A 21,462-nucleotide genomic window follows, 5' to 3' on the forward strand; every position below is an offset into this window, starting at 1 on the left:
TTTCTCCGTCCTAGAACATTTGTTCTTTATTGTAGCATGCGCCATTACCAAATAGCTACCTCTCTCACTATAAATGGAAGTATAAACACATAAAACGGACAAAGGAGGGCTCCTTTGTCCGTTTTCAATTCTCCCCAGACATATACTTCGTCCTAAATTCTGAAGGTGTCATCCCGATATGCTTCTTGAACACCTCACTGAAATATCGCCTATCCCCGTATCCGGTTGCATAGGCAATTTCCTGAACTTGATGACCGGCAAGCAGCCTGTTTTTCGCCAGTTCCATCCGCTCTTGCGTGACAAACTGCATAAAGGTCATACCTATCGTTTTTTTGAACAGGTTGGCAAAATAGCTTCCGCTGAGATGAACAAGCCTCGCGCTGCTTTGCACCGATAGATCCTCATGAAGATGGCTGCGGATATAGTGTACAGACTCCTCAATGATGGATGAGGCAGCACTTGCCCGCGACCGTTCAATTAACTCGCAGCACAGCTGAGATAGCTGCTGCAGCTTCCCTTTCAATTTACTCATAGAGATCGACCCCAGCATACTCCTGTCACGAACACTCTGTAGAATACTTATTGCATCTTCTTGTGCAACGATTTCCAACAAAACACGGATCATCATGTAGGCGAGCTCATAATACAAACTAATGACATATTCAGGTTCAGGCATTTCTTCCGCACTCATAAATTCAGCGAAAATGTGCGTTATGATCTCGGATGCTTTTTCCGAATTGCCGCTGCGTATGCTGTATAAAAGCTCTTTTTCCATATCGACGGAGCAATAAATACGTCTGATATCGGTCGTTATTACTTCATTGTAACTAAACACCCCGTTGCCTCCGGTGTAAAAATGGTACGATAAAGCGGCAACTGCTTGATCGTACGAACTAGCGAGCTCGTTGATGCGGGGAATAGCTAAGCCAAGACCGATAGATACCGTAAATCGCGTATACATGGCAATGTGCTGACAGCATTTTTCCGCGATCTCCATGCTGCTATTTCCCTCTTTTTCATTAAATACAGTGACAAATCGCTCCATTGTCTCTCTGAAAACGATACAAGTCGCATAAGCAGATACCGTTTCTTCAACGATATTTTGCAAAGCGAATCGCAGTAATTCCGCTTCTTGAACTGGAATGTGAAGGCATCGCTCCTCAAAGTTGTCAATTTCCAGGACCATGACTGTCAAGTTCTCTTTGGCAAGCGGTATTTCTAGAAACTCCCAGCGCTTAAGAATATTCTCTTCCTCACCGCGATGGTGCAGCAGCAGTTGCAAAAACTCTTGCTGCAACATCGGTATGCTTGTCTTAACCCTCTGCTCCAGCTGCCAGCGTTTACGAGCTTCACTTCGCTCTTCTTCGAGTACTAGCTTTGCCTTAAGAACAGCCTCCACGATCTCAGCCAACGAGAACGGCTTCGCTATAAAATCGAATGCCCCCAATTTAAGTGCCTGCTGGGCGTATTCAAAATCTGTGAATCCCGTTATGAAAATGATTTTGCAGTTTGGATATTTCGCCTTGACTCGCTCCGTTAAGGCCAGTCCATCTATTTTTGGCATTCGAATATCGGTAATGATGATATCTGGCGACATCTCTTCGATCAATCGAAGCCCATCTTCACCGTTCGTCGCTGTACCGACTACATGAATGCCATGCTCACTCCACCGCACACTTTTGGAAATACCCTCAATCACAGCCACAATATCGTCGATAACACACATCTTCCAGTCGTTAGTCTGCATACACTTCCCACTCTTTTCTTCATGGATAAGATGGAATCGTTATGGTCGCTTTGGTAAATAAACCAGGTTCGCTTGCTAGATGCAATGCGGCATCATTGCCATACTCGAGATTTAGACGCTTCTGAACATTGTACAGCGCGTATCCATTCAGTTCCTGCCCGGGTTCCTTTATAGCGGAAAGCCCTTCCCCATTGTCCTCGACCTCGAGCACAAGCAGCTTCCCGTTCTGTACGATACGAATGTGAATGAATCCACCTTTTTGTTTATTTTTAAATCCGTGCAGGATCGAGTTCTCTACAAGCGGTTGCAGCAAAATTTTCAAAATATGTTGTTTTATATCCACATCACTCTGCACATCAACCTGAAAGTCAAACAAGGCTGTGTAACATTGCTTTTGAATGTTCAAATACTGCGTCACATGGGTAATTTCGTTCTCTAAAGTAGTGAGTTCACGACCTTTGTTCAATCCGAGTTGAAACAAACGAGAGAGTGAAAGCACCATATTTTGCACGTGTTCATGCTCTTGAAGCTGACTTTTCCAATAAATCGTGTTCAAGGTGTTGTACAGAAAATGCGGATCGATCTGCGCTTGCATCGCTTTCAGTTCTGCCTTCCGCTTCTCCGTCTCCGCTTCCTTTACCTCATGGAATAAACGGTTGATTTCATCTAACATTCGGTTAAAGCGATACCCCACCTGCGTGATTTCATCTCGAAATACGCTTTCGAACCGGACATTCAATTGGTTCAGCCCCACTTTTTTCATTACGGTTTGGAGTCGATTCAGCGGCAGAAGCAGCAATCGGGTTAACAGTCTCGCGAACAGGATGGAGACCAACAGACAGATGAGAATAATCGCAATCATTGCCCACTTGATGTTACCCATTTGCTGCAGCAGGCTCGATTTGGGGAGTACACTGAACATGACCCATTCTTTGGCCGACCCCAGCCTTTTATAATTGACGAAATAGTCTTTTCCATCGGCCTGATAATCGAAATAGCCTTCATCGTTTTGCAGGGCATGCTGAACAGCACTATTCTGGTTGAAATCTGGAAATAGACCGAAGTCCGAAGGGAAAATCATCTCTCCCTCGCGGGAAAGCAGCATGAAACGCCCTTCGTTCCAGTCTAAATATTGGTTAATGTACTTTTTAAGTTCCTCTACTTTCACATTCGCAAGCACATACTTGCCACTTAAAGCTTCATTCATAGCCCCTTCCGTCAAAAAGGAGACCATATCATTCTTCTCGTTATAGAACGGATCTACATGTCCCGCTATCCAGAACTCAAGGTGCCTGTCTGATGAAGCTTTGGCCTTAGTGTAAAGTGTCGTAGAATAGAAAGATTGTCGCGGAAGTCCGATTTTCGAAGTTTCATAGTATTGGCCATCTGGCGTTGCAATGAGAATGGAATTAATTAAAGGTTCAATTAATTTCAGCTGTATGAACACCGATTGCAAAGCGGATAGGTGCGTATAATAATTTTGAAAATCAGATGAGGGTTCCAGCCCGACAGCTCTTCTGTAATCCGTGTTCATCATCATAGAGAAAATGGACGTCTTGATTTTGTTCAGCTTTTCATCCAGCGCTTGCGATGTTTTGTTAAGAGTATCCTGACTAAGACGGTATGCATTTTGTTCAGCTACACCCGCTGCAATCCGATAAGCAAGCAACCCTGTAGCCAGTATCGCCAAGGATACTACAAGTATGAAAGCCATCCAAATCCTCTGGCGAAAAGACAATCTGTACATCAAGCCCACGTCAATCCCCAGCCTCACTTTAGGTTCTTAGCCCTGATCTTAACACGTCAATGACGCACCACTCAACCCTTTAATGCTCCCACATTCATCTGCACAAAGGACTTGTTCGCAAGCAGGTAGATCAACAACATTGGAACCATGGAAATGCAAGCTCCCGTTAACATGAGATGACTTTGCACAGCCCCTCCATAGCCATAGCGAATGTTAGCCAGACCAACCGTAATTGGCTGCAGATCCGGCTGCGACATAGTGAATACGAGCGGCATGATGTAATTGTTCCACGCTCCTCTGAACGCGAATAAAGCAACGACACCTATCGCCGGTGTGCAAAGCGGCAGAATGATTCGTGAAAAGATATAGAACGATCCAGCGCCATCGATCATGGCTGCCTCGTCCAAATCTTTGGATATCCCTTTAATAAACGCATATAGAATAAAAAAGGTTGTTCCGCCCGCCCCGGTCATCATAATAATTAATCCGAAAATTGATTTATGCAAACCGAGCATGACCATGATTTGATAAGCAGGCTTCAGGGTAATTACACCCATGTGAATAAACATCATGGCGGAGTATACCCCGATGAGCAGCTTCTTGCCGGGAAAGTCTTTACGCGCGACAGCGTAGGCGGCCAAGGCACAAATGATGATTGTTGTAATCGTCGCACTAATGCTGTAAATCAAGCTGTTCCACACGTATCTGGAGAATTTGGCTTCTTTCCACGTGTACATGTAGTTCTCAAACTGCCAAACATTCGGCAGTATGGACGTGCCAGCATTTAGCTCCTGATTCGTCTTAAAGGAACCGAGCATGGCGAGTACAATGGGAAGCAACAGAAGCGCCGCAACCGAAAGTAAAAATATCCATGTGATGATTCTGCCCGATATGCGCGGCATAAATTACCCTCCTTTCGCATTCCTCAGGAATGAACCTCATTGAGTTTTCTTGATAAGTATAAGTAGATTCCTGTTATGGCCCCCACAATCAAAGCTAAGAACATGGCTACTGCCGCTCCGTAACCGATATCTTGAGCCATCGTTTCACCTGTAGAAACAGGGAATAATAATTTGTACAAATATAAGTGCATGACTTCCGTCGTCCCGGCCGGTCCTCCACCGGTCAATACCATAATCGCCTCATAGCTGTCTAGCGCACTCATTATAGCGAGCATCATGATGATATTCAGTACGGGACCGAGCATCGGAATAGTGATCGACCAGAAACGCCTTATACCCCCGGCTCCATCTATCTCAGCACTTTCGTAAACATCCTTAGGTATGCCTTGAAGTCCAGCCAAAAATAATAACATATAGTTACCGATACCGCCCCAGGCTGCAATCAGGATGCAGGTTAGCAAGGCGTATTCCGTGCCCAGCCACTCCACAGTCGGTAACCCAATCATTTTCAAAATTTGATTCAATAAACCGTTGTAGGTGTTGAAAATAATATAAAATACAACCGCCATCACAGCTGTGCTGAAAATGGTGGGCATAAAGTAAATGCCTCGCAGCAAGTTGCGCCCCTTTAACTTACCGTTCAAGATAACGGCCAATATCAAAGCGACGGGTATCGTAATGAGCATTTTGCCGGCGGCAAAAGTGAACGTATTCCAAATTGCATCCCACAGAACGTCGTCACGAAAAATTCGCTTAAAGTTATAGAACCCTACGAACTTCGCGACACCGTAGCCTTTATAGTCATAAAACATGTAGCGTAAAGCCCATAAGATCGGATAAATACCGAGTGTAATCGTTAAGATTACACTCGGAGAGACGAACAGATAGGCTTCCGCGTGGTTCTTCCATTTTCGAATCATGGCGGCCTCCAGAAGCGTATTTATTCAAGCCTTATTTTTTCTGCAATGCCTTCGGGTCAAAATTCGGATCAGCCTTAATTTTTACACTGCCGCTGCTCACCGCTTTATCTAATGCGGCGTTATAACGAGCTGTTACGTCTTTGATCGTCTTATCCAGATCGCCGCCGCCCAAAATATACTTCGTAAACTCTTCATGCCATGTTTTCCCTTCAGGTGTAACGCCTTGCGGGGCTACAGGCCAAGCAGCATCATATTTAGATAAAAGGAAATTTTTGATGCCTGGAATGCTAGGCTCTTTGGCACCTTGCAATACATGAGGAAGTACCGTTAAACCAAAGCCTTGCTCGTGATACCCGCGAAGAATCTCGTCCTGATACATGTAGGAAATGAACTTCCATGCCTCTTCTTTGTGCTTAGACTTACTGCTTAGGGACAGCCAAGTGCCTGCGCCAGGGTCAATCACGCCTTTAGGCTCCCCTCCGTCAATTGTTGGCACTAAAGCGGCGTCCCAGCGAATTTTTGGCGGGAACTGATTTTTATAAACACCTGGTTCAACCGAGTACGAGATATACATCCCGATCTTGCCTTCCGCAAACTGCGCGCGCATCGGATCCATGTCCAGCGCTTCGGAACCCGGCAGTACACTGCCATCCACCTTCATTTGACGTAACGATTCAATAATTGGCTTCCAGCCTGCGAAATCATATTTACCTGTTTTGAAGTCAAATCCAGATCTGTGTAATCCGTTCATTTCTGCCATTTTTGCAACAGAACGGTCCAAAGCGCTTGCCGGGCTCTTATAAGGAAGCGACCAGCCATAAATACCGTCAGCTTTGCCCACTTCAGTAATTTTCTTCGCTGCGGCAACCATTTCATCGAGCGATTTTGGCGGCTTCAGGCCCGCTTTGTCAAACATATCAACGTTATAAATGAGTCGAATCGTGGTGCCTACGTTAGGAAGTGAAATAATGTTGTTATCGAATTGGTTGTTACCCTCGAATACGTAGCTTCCGAATTTTTTCTTCATATCGTCTGTTAGGTATTTATTAAACGGCTCAAAATAACCCTTGGAATAGAGCTCTATCTGCTTACCCGGTGTTGCAAATACATCAGGAGCCTGATCGCTCGTAAAGGCCAGGTCCAGCGATTGCGGATAATTTTCCGCCATCATCGTCATTTCCACTTCAATGTTATCCTTATTCGTCTCGTTGAACACCTGGATTTTCTGCTTGATGTACTCGGCGTCATGTCGTTGGAAGGTCCAGTAAGTCAGCTTTGTCTTTTCTTTCTTGGCTTGTGGAGCTGCGCTCCCGTTAGGAGTTGGACTAGAGGCCGATTGGCCGTTATCCGAAGTACCGCATCCTGCGATGCTGATGGCTAATGTAATCCCTGCCAAAACGGTTATCGGTTTTTTTATGGCTTTGTTCATCGTTTCATTCATCCCCTCTATTTTACTTGCCTGTTACGTATCTATCATATCGTGCAATTCGTCAGGTGAGAGCGAGGGAAAACAACTTGTTCGGTGGTGTATTTCAACTATTGTGTAAGGACAAGAACAGGACGTTTGGTTTCTGCTGCATTCTCCCGGGAACCATAGGTTATATCGCCCGTACTGCCCACATCTGTCGGAGAATTCACTCGAATGGAAATCATTTTAGAGCCAGCAAGAGCGGCCTGTACTTGTGCCGTCACATCGATGTCGATCGGCGTATCAACAACCATAGACGACCACGAATGAATCACAGTGCTGCCAATTGGTTTGTTGTTCCATGTTAGGGATGATTCGGTCCAAGTGTTATCGCTGACAAATTCAGCTTGATTTACCGTACTTATCGAGCCGACTCCAACGGGGATCAGCCTTATTTTGGCGCTGCTCACCGCCCCTGTAACAGATGCCAGATCAAAACGAAGGTAGCTGTATCTGTTAAAGCCGGCAGTACTTTTCTTCGTTACCAACGTCTGCACTGTTCCATAATTCGTGCCTGCATAGCTTCCATCCCTAACATAAGCGTCAGCATTTGGTGAGAGAAGCGTTTGAGTGACCGATCCCAGACTGAATTTAGCTTTAAACGTTTTGCCCTTAGAACCGTTTGCGTTGATGGCAAGCTTGATGGTCGGGCTAAGTTGTGTCACTGTAATGCCAGAGTCAACTGTCAGCACGCTGGAGGCGCTTCGATTGATTTCCAGTTGAATCGTACCTGTATTGGCTTGTGTCGGATCGGAAACGCCAACCTCGATATCGCTCGCCGTTTCAAGCGTCATTACAGAAGCCTTCTTATCGCTTGTCAAGAACGATGACCCGTTAACTTGAATCGTTTTAAGCGTGTCCGTCCAGAAGTTGACACCAACTGTTTGGCTGCTAGTATCTTTGACTGCCTGGGCGTCTGGTGTATTCTCTAGAATCGAGATGCCGGGATTCGCCGCATAGTCGCCCACTTGGGCACTTGTTTTGTTCGGGAGCATGACGTACGCATAGCTCGCATTCGATGGATTTGTTCCATGTTCCTGCCACAGGGTCAGAAAATTCTTCGTCAATACGGTTGAATCAATCGTCTTGGCATACGTATTCACATCGCTCCATGCGCCAGTTCTAGCTTCGCGCAACCCCCTGATCGTAGAAGCTGTTGGGAAATAATACCCCATATCGGATCCAGGCACGTTACCGGCTATATGCAGCCAATTCACGCCGTTCAGCGTTTCAGACCACCCTAAGGTTGACGGCTTCGCCACCCCGTTCACGGTCAGGGCATTATCCCCATCCGTATTTATTTTCTTGTTGTCGATAATCGTTTCAATTATCCGATTGTCCGTGCTCGTAATGCCGGTGCCTAAAGCGACAATCTCATCGTCGAACATAAACCATGACTTCTTGGCAGTTAAGGTGCTGTTCCAAGCATCCAACTCCATGCCGGCAACACCATACTTATTAGCCACTTGTGTGCCTCCGACCCAATTTTTACTGCTCTTGTAGCTTTGTCCGGATGAATTTGCTCTGGTTTGTGTATCGACCGTTGTACCCGGAAGACGATATTTATTGACTAGCGCCCAATATTCATCACTATATTGACCCAGATCATTATTGTAGAGATAAGTCATACCGTCGCTTGTGTACCAGCCTTTGAGATTTTCATTATTAATCGATTCATAATTGTAAATTCGGCTTGACGACATGCTAAGCGCGAAACCGAACCCAGGACGCAGATGAACGGAACGATCCATGCTAGGGAACGGTTTATTCACGACAAGTTCGCCCCGAGCTGTAACGCTGGGATCATTTAGAATCTGTTTGGCAAGTGTTATATGGTAGATAGAAGCGTTGGCAAAGAAGTTATAATAAGTATCCGATTGGATCCAGTACTTAACCATACTTTTAAGTTTATTAGCATCAGAAAGCGGGGCAAACTGGGCAAGCTGAATGATTGGTTTCATGACTTCCATGCCAACCATATGATCCTGTGCTGTACGCCTGGATGTCTCCCTGCTGCGGGACAAATCCATCATTGCCCCTTTATACATGAGCGGCTCAAAGGAATCATAGACCCATTTATACAAGTTTTGGGAGTCTGGTGTTGTGACAGCCCAAGAAGAGCCGCTAAGTAAATAAACAAAAGGCACAATCGTCTGCAGCAGCGATTTGCCGTACCCTCCCGTGTACGGATGGGAAGTATGTTGAATAAACGAACCGTCATCGTAAAATCCGTCACCGCTTGTTACATAAGCAAATACGTTGGTCAAAGCGTCGCGAGATGAAGCGATCTTTGCGCTATCTTTGACGATGATTCCACGAATGCCTACAGCCGTTGCTTTCCACACTCGGTTCGCGCCTGTTGCAGTAGTACCGTTCGTTATCGTCGCAGAAGGAGCGAATTTCTCGATCGCAGTCATGTAATTGTTTTTTTGCATGGAGGTTAAGCTATCGTACAGCAGAATCGTACTATTATTAAGCGTGAGGGGAACATTGATTTCCCAATCAAACCAGTTCCCGTATACTGTCTTGTTCTCATTGTATGTATTGGCATACATCCAGTCGAGACCGCTGATAATGTCCGATAAAAGAGAGGCGTTCTGATAAAGGGAAGATCCGTTCATCGAATAAGCTTTGGCCATGGCATCTAAACGGGAATAAGTAATTGCCATAAAACTCGATTTAATCAAGTCCGTTCCAGCAATGCTATCGCTCAAGTCACTCCATAAATAAGTGCGAGAAGCTGATTTGTCCATTGTGTCCCAGTATCCTTGCGCAGTCGATGTAAGGGTTTGCAAGATAACGGAAATATCGGGGTCGGAGGCTATATAGTCACCTCCGAGCAGATATGATTTCCATTTGAGCCTCAGTACGTCGTACTCATCGGTAGCGGATACCCGTCCTGCAAATATGGATGAAGTGAATCCAAACAATAATAAGGCGACGAGAACCATGCGAAAACCTGACGTAATCATGCGTTTCATTCATTTTCCCCCATTCATGAGTAGGATAGCGGTTAAAATAACCGCTTCTCACAAATAACGTATACAGTTTCTCATGAATAAAATAGGGGGCAAAACGATTTTGCTGGTGAGGGAATTCAACTATCCGGGAATTCCTTCCCCAACTTTATCCAATATGGCCCCAGACTGTTTCCATCTGAGCAAATACGTATCAGTTTTACCATTAAGTTTCAATTTAATGCAAAGGTTAGCATCAGTCTGACCAGGGGCGGTATGCTGAATACTTTGGTCCACGAAGACCTTCAGCGCTCCTGCTTCTTCTATTAAAGCAGCTCGTGAGACATCCGTTTCCTGCTTGTACATAAATGCTTGTACGAATAAAGCCGTTCCCTCGGTACGCACTTTTTGGATAACGGATTGACGCTGATGATGGGGCGGATTGTCTGGTGTTCGGGCCGTATATAGGTCTACTTGGCGTGAACACCAGCACCAATGCTTTAGTTCTCCCTTTCGCATCTTATAGCGAAATGATTGCGGCGATTGCATCACCAGATATTGCTTATCCTTGAATAAGTCTTGCGAGAGTATGCTAAGATGCTCATCTGTCGGCAGCCAGTTATGCAAATCGTTATGAAGCATTTCCCCGCTGAAGTGACCTGTTAGTTCCAGTTCACGTTCGGAAGGTACGGTTACCCTCACAATATCAAGCAGATACTGCTCTGTAAGTAAGTTGATGCGCCGAATCTCTGCACCCCTGTAGGCCTCTTCGTCCCATGGGCACATTTCTGACGGGAGGATGATCTTGTCTTTCATCGTGTAACTGTCCTCTTTCCAATCAACCGCCGTTTCCACCCATACTCCCCACAGTGTCTCCTTAAAGCAGATAATGCGCGCGTCTTGCGGGGGCTGGTCTTTACCGTCGATGCACACCGTATTATGAGAGTACGTATGCTTAAACCAGGCATAGTGAGCCGGAACCCCATAAGCGACGGTACCTGGGTCGATCATGAGCGGAATACTCCCGTAAGCCAGCGATATGCCCAAACGGTCCATGTGATCGTGTTCACCGCCGAACTTGCTGTGTTTGACAATTGCATGCAGGCCGTCGTTTCTTACCAGCTTCGTCAGACCGCTGTTCGGTGCAGAGCTGCTTTGTCTACACATGGACACAAAATCAAAAAAGGATGACGATTCCGTCAAATCTTTCCCATACAAAATCGCATATACCGAATCTCGCAGTCCCGGCTCAAAGTCGATAACTTGCGCGGATGCGGCTTCTGTCATCCCGTAGGCTGTCTTCAATAAGGCTCGGTATTCGGGCTTATCCTGCCAATCTAGTGCAATTTCATAAAAACGAGCGTAGCTATTAATACTGCCCTGCGAAGAGGCATCGTTCATCATCGGAAATGAGCCATCCGGTAAAATGAAAGCGAGCGGGAAGTCGAACATTTTCACTAGTGTTGGATGGTTTCGCAAATCCCACTGTGTGCCTTCAGCAAGGAAGCAGTACGTCAATATCGACTCAAAAGCGTAGAAGTGATAATTGAAATTCCCTTCATACCAGAGACCGTCGCCAAGCACGCCGCGATTGATTTGGTCTATAAGCCCATACTCGCCATCCAGTCCGCTTCGCAGCAAAACGTCATCTTGCAGCAGCACCCCCAACGAACAAATAGCTGATGTTATCAGAGTGGAATGATTGTGGATTTGCTGCTCTTTGTTGGCGATTAGAAAGTTCGCACATGGCCGAAAAAGCCCTTCCCGAATGCGCTCATCTTCTTCAGGATCCATTACCACTCTCAGCAGGCTGTACCCGACGGCTAGATCAAGAATCCAATGAGACTCATCTAGTGTCTGTGCGAAAAGCTTCCCAGGTCCGTTATAGGGGATGTCACCGTGTGGCTTGTATCCACCATAATGGTCAGCATAAGCAAGCAAAAACGATTTGGCCTTTTCGGCATACCTTACTTGCGGGTCTATCCCGTACATGATTCCAAGGCTATAGATACCATGACCGATCTGTCCATGCACATGTGATTGCCAAGCCGCATCGAATGGTTCCCCTGTCCAGACTGCCCCGCAAACAGGACAGCGATGCTGCTTAGATAGTTTCCAGTCGAAATGAAGCCTCGTCCCATCGTGATGACAATGGTAGTAATGACCCCAGTCACCGCATTCATTCGCGGTAATGATATAACTGATAGAGAGTGCTTTCTCAACGTCTCTTCTCATTTTGGCCATTGCTGCCTGAAATTGAGGTTGTTTGGCGTTATGCTTGCCTCTGTCCATTCTTGTAGTATTCATGTGCTCCCCCTTAATAAAAATGATCGTTTTCATCATTTTCTACTCCACATTTAATTAACAATAATTGAACAATTAAAAAGCTACAATGCGCCATAACAACGATTAAGGGCGGTTTTTCGACTAAAAATATTTGAGGGATAAAACAAAAAAAGACACCAAACTCTCTGGAGAATGAGAGTCGGTGTCCATTCTATCCCTTCGGCTGAATCCAGCGAAACGGTGTCGTATTAAAAAACAAGTTCGGATTGACCTGCACATTGTGCGCCCATAAGGCAAAGTGCAAATGCGGCCCGGTAGAGAAACCTGTCGTGCCGACGAGCCCAATGATATCGCCCTGCTTGACCCGATCACCCGCTTTCACGCGCAGTTCCGAAAGATGGGCGTACTGCGAGAAAAGCCCCATCCCATGGTCGATATAGATGGCGTTGCCGGTCAAATACAGGGTCTCTGCCAGCGCGACGACCCCATCGTTCGTAGCTTTGATCGGGGTGCCTTCCTTCGCGGCCAGATCAATGGCTAGATGAGAGCTGTCGTATTTCCCGTTCACATAACGGGTGTGTCCATACGGTGTCGTCAAAATCCCCTCGACGGGCTGCACGAACGGCCCGCTGAACAGAAATTGCGGCTCGGACTTACTTCGCGCCAGATCGATCTTTTTCTGGTCGGCTGCAATGCGCCCCGTGTCCTGCTTCATGCTTTCCATTTCAGCCGTTACCTTCAGATATTGCGTTTCAAACTTCTTCGGTTGTATGGTTAGCGTCTGATCACCAATCGGATATTTCCCCGGCTTTGCACTCATCGTAATCGGTAAATACGTAAAGTATCCCGTCCCAAAAGGCTGAAGGGTATACGTTTTATCCAACCATGTGATACTCCCAGATTCGTTATGACGTACCAGCACCACATCCCCTGGAGCAGCGCTATCTGGAACGAGCTTCCACTTCGATCCGATGACCGCTTTAGCATCCTCCTTGGTTCCGTAGAGCGCCGATTCCATCTTCAATTGCTGCAGATGATTCTTCTCTTTCAGAATGGCCTCTTTGACCTCTGCCGTCATACCGTCTACCCAGGTCTGTCCACCATCCGTCGTGATGAGTAGTGGGTTCTTACTATCCTTGCTACTGCCGAGAAGCACCCATCCGATGCGAGGCGTCAGGAACTGCGATTGCTTCACTTGTAATGAGGCATTGCCCACTGTAACCGTAAGCGGTTTTGGGCTATCCTGGTTGGCCGATCCTGAACTTGCCTCTAGGCTAAGCAGCTCCATGATCGATCCGCCTATCGGCAAAGCGTTTCCTACTTCCTCGGCGGTGATTTCTGTTCCAGACGCTTCTTGCCACTGCGCCCCACCATCCTCTGTTCTCGCGATCCCATCTGCATATTTCACCCAGCCGCGATCAAAGTCGAGCATGCGAAATTCCACAGCCTCTCGCGGTGGTGGCGTTGGTAGCGGTGTTGCTACTGCTGCTGCAGGCGTATTGTCTTTCCAAGAGATTGGTGCGCCGAATGGCGATTTCCCAACCAAAATCACCACACATGCGGCAAGTAGGAAAGCGCCGGCCAAAAGCGGCCATTGACGACGTTTTCTTGACTTCACTGACATATCTCCTTCCCTGCTTACATATGGGAACACAAAAAACCCGAAGACATCCTTGCCTTCGGGTTTCGTTATATTAAATTTGCACGCCCTTTTTGAGCGCCTTCTGATCCGTATTCGTGTTATTAACTAAAGGAAGTAACTTGACACTTCGAACCATAGTGGACTGACATAAATGACAAGTCGGCACGTGATCGAATGCAAAATTATCTCGCATCCAGCCTTTACAGCCTTCTTTTTCACAAGACCATACCGTCACATTTTCTAGAGGCATCTCTTCAAGCGACTTTTTTCTGGAATACATGGATAAACCTCCTTAGAGTTTTACGTTAGTAAAACTAACTTGGTAAGCATTGACGCAGCGTTTTGCTATTGGCAAAACATTCTTCGCCCTCATAAGCTAAATTGAAAAAGACTGCCATTACACAAGTAAAGGCAGTCTTTTTAATTATATTACAGTTTTACAACGTTTTCTGCTTGTGGTCCGCGGTTGCCTTGAACAACGCTGAACTCAACGCTTTGGCCTTCGTCCAAAGTTTTGAAACCGTCGCCTTGGATTGCGGAGAAGTGAACGAATACATCGTTGCCGCCTTCAACTTCGATGAAACCGAAACCTTTTTCTGCGTTAAACCATTTTACTGTACCAGTAGCCATGAGAAATACCTCCAAAAATTATTAACATGTTTTTTATTCTTCAAAGAGAAAAAATTCACACATTGTATAAGGTTCACTAACAAAAATGAAAACCCTTTACAATATGTGAATTCAGGTTCTTTTTGTCGATTGGATTCATCATACCATACCAATTATGAAAACGCAAACTATTTCCAGTTGATTACATACAAAGTAACCGCTTACCTCAAGAAATGGGCGAATGGCTGCTGATGTTTTTTTTACCCCTACTTAAGTCTAGGAATTCACTTAGCCTCTGGACCGTATTCCGTATCAAGTAGGGGAACTATACTGAAGTTATCGATTCTTAGGAGGGTGTTCATTGTACAGCATAAGTGTTCTAATCATACTGTTCGTTTGTTTATTATTCCTCATTTTCACCTGGATAGGGAGTGTCAAAGCGTCCCGCTTACTATATAACCAGAGTCTGGAACGGATGCACCGCAAAGCAAACAAGCTGCTTTTCTGGTCATGGTTTCCGGCTATTCCAGCTGCCGTAATCATTGGAGCTATTGTCTGGATGCAGCAATCCATGGATCTGGTCTTCTGGCAAGACCGCGTGTTTATTCAAGCTCCACTGGTAGTTCTTCCTATTTTGACCATATGGTTCGTATCGGTTCCTAAACTGATCAAATTACGCTCCTTAACGAAGCAAAGCTTAACCGAGCCTGGTGCTGCAATTGAACCAACTATTTACCATAGAGCTGCTAGCCCCGGTCTCATTATTCCTTTTCAAATGACGGCTCTAGGCGCGCTAACCGCTTTATATTTCTCACTCGTGCCTCCGGTTCCATTTCGGTGGTTGGACATTTCCATACCTCTGGCTGCCTTTGTACTCGCAACGGTTGGACTTTGGTCGAGACATCAAATTCGCTTCAAGCAGGTAAGTAAAATGGAAACTTATGTCGTTCCTACCTTATGGAAACGCGCCTTAACAACGGTAGGAGTTTTGGCTGTTGTGGCTGGATCCGCCTACTATTTGTTTATGCTAGCGATAAACAACAGTCAATTGCCAGCGGAAATCGATATGGCAAGCGGGACACACGATTATGGCGGGCAGGCAGTAACGGCGAATATGAGTCCGCATAATCACGGAACAGAGGGTATGAACGGCTCCTCCTCCTCTGCCAAAATGGTGTCTGTTGCTGACCTTAATGGTCCGCTCGAAGGGACGCCGGATCGCCATTTTACACTTACAGCTCAGAAAAAAACGGTCACACTTAGCTCTGGCAAAACCGTGGATGCATGGACGTACAATGGGCAAATTCCAGGGCCGGAACTGCGTATGAAACAGGGAGAGTTGGTCGAGATCACTTTGGTCAACGAGGATATCGAGCATGGCGTTACCGCGCATTGGCACGGTTTGGATGTGCCGAATGCCGAGGACGGCGTTGCTGGAGCCACGCAAAATGCGGTTATGCCAGGCGAGAGCTACACGTATCGCTTCCGCGCAGAGCAAGTAGGCACTTTCTGGTATCACTCTCACCAAGATTCACAAGAGGCTGTGAGCATGGGACTCTTCGGAGCGTTAATCGTTGAGCCGAAGGTGGAAACCCTGCAGCAAGTTAAGGACATTACGGTCATGACACACCGCTGGAAAGGCAATAATTTCGCCATTGGCGCGTCAGATCAATTAGAACGCATGACAATTGCGCCAGGGACGCCTGTCCGTATGAGACTTATTAACACAGACGATTGGGTGCAGCAAAAATACACCCTTGTCGGCACTCATTTTGAGGTGGCAGCAATTGACGGAACGGAACTAAATAAGCCGGATGTATTGACTAATACACATTTGGTAGTGACTACAGGTGGTCGGTATGACATCACGTTCATCATGCCAGAGCGTCCTGTGTACCTGAATGTTGGCGATAACCGCAGCAGCGGCATCTTGATGTCACCAGACGGTAAGGGAGAACTTCCCGAGCTTTCTCAAACGGTCGCTTTCGATCCCCTTCACTATGGTACCCCGACCTCAACACCCTTTGATGCAAATAGTCGTTTTGATCGAAATTTCACCTTAATTTTGGATAATAAACTGGGGTTCTACAATCGTAATCTGAATTTCCTTTATACGTTGAATGGCGAAGTGTTCCCGAATACACCCATGCTAATGGTGAAAGAAGGCGATCTCGTCAAAACGACTATTGTGAACCGCGGTAACGTCGAACATCCCATGCACTTACATGGTCATCATGTACTTGTGCTGTCTCGCAATGGCAAACCATCCACGGGCAGCCCTTGGTGGTCCGATACGTTGGCTGTATTGCCAGGAGAAACTTATGAGGTAGCTTTCGTTGCAAATAATCCAGGACTATGGATGGATCATTGCCATAACCTCGTACATGCCGCAGCTGGAATGACGATGCATCTTATGTATGAAGGCGTTACGACGCCATTCTCGGTAGGAAGCGGAACGATCAATCATCCAGAATGATTGACTCCGTTTTCATAAAAGAGGGAGGAGATGTTAGATTACGTAACACACTGTTGACAAAATGGCCCGTATCCGATTACGCTATAGGAAAGCAGGAACGGAACTGAATACTACCCATTTCGTATAACCTTAATAATTGGATTAAGGGTCTCTACTTAGAAACCGTAAATTTCTAGCTACGAAAAATGTGCGCATGTCAGGCATATTTTTCATGGCTAGTTTTTTTGTGTCCATTGCTTCATACAATAATAGGAGTAGGAGGCTTAATGATGACAACCATTCTAATTAAAGATGCGCAAATTGTGACCATGAACGGCAATGGAGATATTATTACTGGGGATATTTTCATCGAAAATGACCGAATTACAGCAATGGGTCCGGATTTGAATCCAGCACAGGTGGATAAGGTGATTGACGCCAAGCATCGTACGATCATTCCAGGCTTCATTCAAACCCATATTCATTTATGCCAAACTATATTCCGCGGTAAAGGGGACGATCTGGAACTAATGGATTGGTTGAAAACGCGGATATGGCCGCTTGAAGCCTCGCATGATGAGGAATCGATCTATTATTCCGCCATGCTTGGCATCGGCGAGCTGATTCAAAGCGGTACAACGACGATCGTCGATATGGAGACGGTGCACCACACCGACTTTGCTTTTCAAGCTATCGCGGAGAGCGGCATTCGCGCTTTATCCGGCAAGGTGATGATGGACAAAGGGGACGAAGTTCCTTTTGCTTTGCAAGAGAAGACCTCCGAATCGCTCCAGCAAAGTGTCGATTTATTGGAGAAATGGAACGGCCACGACGATGGCCGCATCCAGTACGCGTTCTCTCCACGATTCGTCATATCGTGTACGGAAGAGCTGCTGCGTGAGGTCCGCAGCCTGTCGGAGCAGTACCAAGTGAAAGTGCACACGCACGCATCTGAGAATCTCGGCGAGATTGAGATTGTGCAGGCCGAGACTGGCATGCGCAATGTTGTCTATCTCGATCATCTCGGTTTGGCGAATGAGCGCCTTATTCTGGCGCACTGCATTTGGCTCGATGAGGAAGAGAAGCGCATCATCCATGAACGGGGCGTGCATGTGAGCCATTGTCCCGGCTCTAACCTGAAGCTTGCTTCAGGCATTGCCGAGACGCCTGATATGCTGAAGCTCGATATCTCCGTCAGCCTAGGAGCGGATGGCGCGCCGTGCAATAATAATCTCGATATGTTCAACGAGATGCGTTTGGCTGCGCTTATCCAGAAGCCGGTGCACGGGCCGACGGCCATGAATGCGCAGACGGTCTTCCGCATGGCGACCATTGGTGGCGCCCGCGCGGTCGGCATGGAGAAGGAGATCGGCAGCCTCGAGGTCGGCAAGAAGGCCGACCTCGCCATTCTCGATCTTAACAACTTCCACACGTATCCGTCCTTCGACGTGGATCCGATCTCTCGCATCGTTTACTCCGCAACGCGAGCTGACGTGGAAACGACGATCATTAACGGTCGTATCGTCATGGAAAACCGCATCATGCGGACGATCGACAAAGACATCGTCCTGCCCGAAGCGAACCGCTCCATCCAGCGGTTGCTGAAGCGAGCCAACCTGCGCTAAGCAGCGGCTAACGCATATAGGCCTGCAAACCAACGAGCGTAGCATTAGTTGGTTTGCAGGCTGTTTTTGCGTCCCCCAATGACTGCAAAGCAGATAGCACATCTGGTACTGCACTAAATAATTTGGATTAGCCAAAGGTTCCCCCTTACACGATTGTTCATATAGTAGTACTACTATGTTCATTGAAAGGGGAACTTCCATGGCTCATAATCGAGATTCCCACACTCTTGCCCGATTGTCGCAAACGTTGCCCCAAGTCATTACAATTGTTAAAGTTGCCGGGGATGTTGGTGATATCCAAACGAATTCAGTAACGAATCGTGTCTATTTTGTTCATAGCGAAAACCAAGTTGGCGTCCTTGATGGGAAGACCAATAAGGTCCTCCGAAATGTGAAGGCTGGCGATGGCACCACTTTCCTTGCGGTAAATTCTCGTACCAATCGCATCTATGCCACGAACTTTCGGGATGCCACCGTTTCCGTAATTAGCGGAAAAACAAACAGCGTACTGACGGCCGTTCCCGTTGGGTTGCGTCCTTTTGGCCTTGGTATCCACCGAGGCAGCAATCGAATCTACGTAGCCAATACGAGCGGGACGATAAGCGTCATTGACGGCAGCACTAGCCGAGTTCTCCAAACGTTAAGGGTTGGCGGATCACCAGCGATGGTGTCTGTTAATCAGCGGACGAACCGCATTTATGTCACGAATGTAAGCAGTGATTCCGTTCATGTGATTGATGGGAAGACGCTTCAAGTCGTTAAGACGATCAAAGTAGGTCGTAATCCTATTATTAAACCAGCTATCAATAGCGTGACCAATCGTATTTACTTAGCTAACAATCTGAGTCGTTTTACTTCGTTGATACATGGCCGCACCCTCGGGAAAAGTATCCCGATTCAACTAGGAAGCCGCCAAAGCGAGATCACTTTGAACCCGCTGACGAATCGCATCTATGTCACAAGTGCGCAGCAAGAAGGCAGCGGCAAGCTCTTCGTCCTTAACGGACAAACGAATAAGATCGTAAAGACTTTAAAGATCCCGACATTTTCATCGATTCTCGTCAATCCACTCACGAACCACTTGTTCGTAGGGGATTCCGAAGAAAGAAATTTATTCGTTTACAGCGGGCGAACCAACACGCGCTTAACGAAGCTTCGTACAAGGAAATCCGCAGGAAATATGGCTCTAAACATAAGAACAAACCGCATCTATGTAGGAAATATGGGCACCATTACGGTTGTTCAAGACGGCATCTAACCAAAAAGCCTCCAGACCCACGAGCAATCCGTGGACATGGAGGCTTGTCTACGATCATTCGAATAATGCACGAAGGTCGCTATTTTTCCGTTGAACAGACTTCATTAAATCGGCGTTAACTTCTTTCTCGTCCGCCATGCTAATCAGCGCATGAACATCCTTCGGCAAGCATTTCCCGCCGTACCCGCGACTTTCTTCATACACAAAGGTATGGCTGCGGCCGATTCTCGGGTCCTCGAGCCAAACTTCCCGCAGCTCATTGTAATCAATTCCATGGGCTCCGGCAATATCATAAAACTCATTGCAAAACGACACTTTAAGCGCAAGGAAGCAATTCTCCATATACTTCGCCATTTCGGCTGTGCGTGCATCCGTCCGCCGGATTCTCACTTCTGCGTTATACACCTGCTGATAGGCACGGATCACAAGGCTAACATCCTCAGATTCGCCTCCAAATGTAAGCCACGTCCGATGACGCAAATCCGAAAAGGGGTGATCCACGGTTTCTCCATAGTATTCCGGCTGGAACACGATGCTTTTCCCCGTTCGTTCCTTCATAGCGTCAGTGAACCCTACAGGAACTGTCGAGCGTATCACAATGACTTTGGCTGTCAGCCAAGTAATCACTTCTTCCACGATGGACGTATCACATTTGCCGCTCGGGAGCGAGGGAGTCGGAACACAGACGAAGACGACATCGCTTTCGTTTACCTCCGCTTGGCTGCCCACCTGCATAGGTGCATCATAAACCGCAGCGTTTGGAAACAAAGCATGTATCGCCTTCCCAACATGACCGTATCCAACAATTCCTATGTTCATCGTCATCAGTTCTCGCCCCTTATGCTTAACCATTCGAAATTCCTACTGCAGCTATCACGCAGCCACTTTCTCTTCCTCTGCCTGCTCCTGTTCATGACGCTTCTTCTGAACGGCAAGCAAGATGAATACCAAGAAGTAGTATCCCCAGTAACCGACGAATTCTTCCAGGGAAGGGTTCTGCGTATAGCCTAGAAAAGCTTTGAAGAAAATGCCGACTTGACCGTTAATAAGCGGTTCTTTCCCAAAATCACGGAGATATTGCACTCCATCAATGGGATGCTCTGGCATAATGCCCGTTATATTATATATTTCACCGATTTGGTGTCCTGCCGTCCGATATAAACTTCCAACGATACCCAAGTCCTGCATAATGCCGATGGCTTGCACGAACAAACCCGCAGAAATCATCATCAGAAACACACTAGTGATGCGAAAGAACGTGCCCAACCGAATTCTCTTCGTCCCTTTGAAAAAAAGCAGGCCAATGACAACAGCCAGAATGAGTCCGCCCAGCGCTCCCCAGCTTTGGAGTGCTTTCTGTATGTTTCCTCCTGTAATTGCTGCAAAGAAGAAAACCGTCTCCACGCCTTCGCGCACAACGACTAAGAACGAATGGACGACCATATTAATGGCGCCGCCAATGGTTAGAATATGTGCAACCTTGCTCTGAACTTTCCCTTGCAGTTCGCTATTTTGTTTGCCCATGAACATGATCATATGGGTCAGCAGCCCGGAAGAGACGAGCATAATGCCAATTTTCAAGTAATTTTGGCTGCCCATACTGGCGAATCCGGTCAATAAAACCTGGAAAGCCAGAGCCAAGCCATAACTAACGATCAGAGCCAAAAACACACCAACCCACACCCATTTGTGCCAGTGCACGGCATCAATACGCGTTAAATACGTAACGATGACACCAACAATGAGAATGGCCTCAAGCGCCTCACGAAATGTAATGAGAAATGCCTGTAAATCCATAATCCGCCGCCCCCAGTTCTCTTCCTTGCTTCAGCATGCTGAAAGACAC

At 46.8% G+C, this 21,462-nt stretch carries 15 protein-coding genes and 1 riboswitch; of the genes, 3 read left to right on the plus strand and 12 right to left on the minus strand.

Going from position 1 to position 21,462, the window contains the following annotated elements; translation table 11 throughout:
* Positions 1-124: 124 nt before the first annotated feature.
* From NYR53_RS33400 to NYR53_RS33445, 10 genes are all read right to left on the minus strand, one after another.
* Positions 125-1,747 (minus strand): response regulator, encoded by a 1,623-nt coding sequence (locus tag NYR53_RS33400; RefSeq protein WP_261303248.1) that lies wholly within the window; start codon positions 1,745-1,747, stop codon positions 125-127.
* Between the two features lie 19 nt (positions 1,748-1,766).
* Positions 1,767-3,461 carry a cache domain-containing sensor histidine kinase gene (locus NYR53_RS33405; RefSeq protein ID WP_261303249.1) on the minus strand — a complete coding sequence of 565 codons (1,695 nt, stop codon included), beginning with the start codon at positions 3,459-3,461 and terminating at the stop codon, positions 1,767-1,769.
* 104 nt (positions 3,462-3,565) lie between these two features.
* Positions 3,566-4,396: a carbohydrate ABC transporter permease gene (locus NYR53_RS33410; protein WP_261303250.1), complete on the minus strand. Its 831-nt coding sequence runs from the start codon at positions 4,394-4,396 to the stop codon at positions 3,566-3,568.
* A 23-nt stretch (positions 4,397-4,419) separates the two neighbouring features.
* Positions 4,420-5,316, minus strand: coding sequence for a carbohydrate ABC transporter permease (locus NYR53_RS33415; protein ID WP_261303251.1), 897 nt, complete (start codon positions 5,314-5,316; stop codon positions 4,420-4,422).
* Positions 5,317-5,347: 31 nt separating this feature from the next.
* Positions 5,348-6,745, minus strand: a complete 1,398-nt coding sequence (locus NYR53_RS33420; RefSeq protein ID WP_261303252.1) for an ABC transporter substrate-binding protein — start codon at positions 6,743-6,745, stop codon at positions 5,348-5,350.
* A gap of 107 nt (positions 6,746-6,852) precedes the next feature.
* Complete coding sequence (locus NYR53_RS33425) at positions 6,853-9,765, minus strand: polysaccharide lyase family 8 super-sandwich domain-containing protein (protein WP_261303253.1); 2,913 nt, start codon at positions 9,763-9,765, stop codon at positions 6,853-6,855.
* Between the two features lie 120 nt (positions 9,766-9,885).
* Positions 9,886-12,048, minus strand: a complete 2,163-nt coding sequence (locus NYR53_RS33430; protein WP_261303254.1) for a heparinase II/III domain-containing protein — start codon at positions 12,046-12,048, stop codon at positions 9,886-9,888.
* Positions 12,049-12,238: 190 nt separating this feature from the next.
* Entirely contained in the window at positions 12,239-13,651 is a 1,413-nt protein-coding gene (locus tag NYR53_RS33435) for a M23 family metallopeptidase (RefSeq protein ID WP_261303255.1), read from the minus strand.
* A gap of 70 nt (positions 13,652-13,721) precedes the next feature.
* Entirely contained in the window at positions 13,722-13,949 is a 228-nt protein-coding gene (locus NYR53_RS33440) for a cold-shock protein (protein ID WP_029199449.1), read from the minus strand.
* Positions 13,950-14,098: 149 nt separating this feature from the next.
* Positions 14,099-14,299 (minus strand): cold-shock protein, encoded by a 201-nt coding sequence (locus NYR53_RS33445; protein ID WP_047679716.1) that lies wholly within the window; start codon positions 14,297-14,299, stop codon positions 14,099-14,101.
* A gap of 340 nt (positions 14,300-14,639) precedes the next feature.
* Between NYR53_RS33445 and NYR53_RS33450 the strand changes: the two genes are divergently transcribed.
* The 3 genes from NYR53_RS33450 to NYR53_RS33460 all read left to right on the plus strand — a co-directional run bounded on the left by NYR53_RS33450 (position 14,640) and on the right by NYR53_RS33460 (position 19,616).
* Entirely contained in the window at positions 14,640-16,754 is a 2,115-nt protein-coding gene (locus NYR53_RS33450; RefSeq protein ID WP_261303256.1) for a multicopper oxidase family protein, read from the plus strand.
* 99 nt (positions 16,755-16,853) lie between these two features.
* Positions 16,854-16,953: riboswitch (purine riboswitch) on the plus strand.
* A gap of 70 nt (positions 16,954-17,023) precedes the next feature.
* On the plus strand, positions 17,024-18,358 hold the full coding sequence (locus NYR53_RS33455; protein ID WP_261306609.1) for a 5'-deoxyadenosine deaminase: 1,335 nt from the start codon (positions 17,024-17,026) through the stop codon (positions 18,356-18,358).
* 199 nt (positions 18,359-18,557) lie between these two features.
* Positions 18,558-19,616 carry a YncE family protein gene (locus NYR53_RS33460; RefSeq protein ID WP_261303257.1) on the plus strand — a complete coding sequence of 353 codons (1,059 nt, stop codon included), beginning with the start codon at positions 18,558-18,560 and terminating at the stop codon, positions 19,614-19,616.
* Between the two features lie 54 nt (positions 19,617-19,670).
* Here the strand turns inward: NYR53_RS33460 and NYR53_RS33465 are convergent, their stop codons facing one another.
* Positions 19,671-20,468 (minus strand): Rossmann-fold NAD(P)-binding domain-containing protein, encoded by a 798-nt coding sequence (locus tag NYR53_RS33465; protein WP_261303258.1) that lies wholly within the window; start codon positions 20,466-20,468, stop codon positions 19,671-19,673.
* A gap of 21 nt (positions 20,469-20,489) precedes the next feature.
* Positions 20,490-21,413, minus strand: coding sequence for an FTR1 family iron permease (locus tag NYR53_RS33470; protein ID WP_261303259.1), 924 nt, complete (start codon positions 21,411-21,413; stop codon positions 20,490-20,492).
* Positions 21,414-21,462: the final 49 nt, after the last annotated feature.

This window comes from Paenibacillus andongensis, assembly GCF_025369935.1.
Taxonomy (GTDB): Bacteria; Bacillota; Bacilli; order Paenibacillales; family NBRC-103111; genus Paenibacillus_E; species Paenibacillus_E andongensis.

Bases quoted from the DNA above. Each gene is read 5' to 3' on its own strand.
- NYR53_RS33460 (WP_261303257.1), top strand. From the start codon at position 18,558: ATGGCTCATAATCGAGATTCCCACACTCTTGCCCGATTGTCGCAAACG.
- NYR53_RS33425 (WP_261303253.1), bottom strand. From the start codon at position 9,765: ATGAAACGCATGATTACGTCAGGTTTTCGCATGGTTCTCGTCGCCTTA.
- NYR53_RS33445 (WP_047679716.1), bottom strand. From the start codon at position 14,299: ATGGCTACTGGTACAGTAAAATGGTTTAACGCAGAAAAAGGTTTCGGT.
- NYR53_RS33440 (WP_029199449.1), bottom strand. From the start codon at position 13,949: ATGTATTCCAGAAAAAAGTCGCTTGAAGAGATGCCTCTAGAAAATGTG.
- NYR53_RS33435 (WP_261303255.1), bottom strand. From the start codon at position 13,651: ATGTCAGTGAAGTCAAGAAAACGTCGTCAATGGCCGCTTTTGGCCGGC.
- NYR53_RS33405 (WP_261303249.1), bottom strand. From the start codon at position 3,461: ATGGCTTTCATACTTGTAGTATCCTTGGCGATACTGGCTACAGGGTTG.
- NYR53_RS33465 (WP_261303258.1), bottom strand. From the start codon at position 20,468: ATGGTTAAGCATAAGGGGCGAGAACTGATGACGATGAACATAGGAATT.
- NYR53_RS33400 (WP_261303248.1), bottom strand. From the start codon at position 1,747: ATGCAGACTAACGACTGGAAGATGTGTGTTATCGACGATATTGTGGCT.
- NYR53_RS33430 (WP_261303254.1), bottom strand. From the start codon at position 12,048: ATGAATACTACAAGAATGGACAGAGGCAAGCATAACGCCAAACAACCT.
- NYR53_RS33410 (WP_261303250.1), bottom strand. From the start codon at position 4,396: ATGCCGCGCATATCGGGCAGAATCATCACATGGATATTTTTACTTTCG.
- NYR53_RS33415 (WP_261303251.1), bottom strand. From the start codon at position 5,316: ATGATTCGAAAATGGAAGAACCACGCGGAAGCCTATCTGTTCGTCTCT.
- NYR53_RS33420 (WP_261303252.1), bottom strand. From the start codon at position 6,745: ATGAACAAAGCCATAAAAAAACCGATAACCGTTTTGGCAGGGATTACA.
- NYR53_RS33470 (WP_261303259.1), bottom strand. From the start codon at position 21,413: ATGGATTTACAGGCATTTCTCATTACATTTCGTGAGGCGCTTGAGGCC.
- NYR53_RS33455 (WP_261306609.1), top strand. From the start codon at position 17,024: ATGACAACCATTCTAATTAAAGATGCGCAAATTGTGACCATGAACGGC.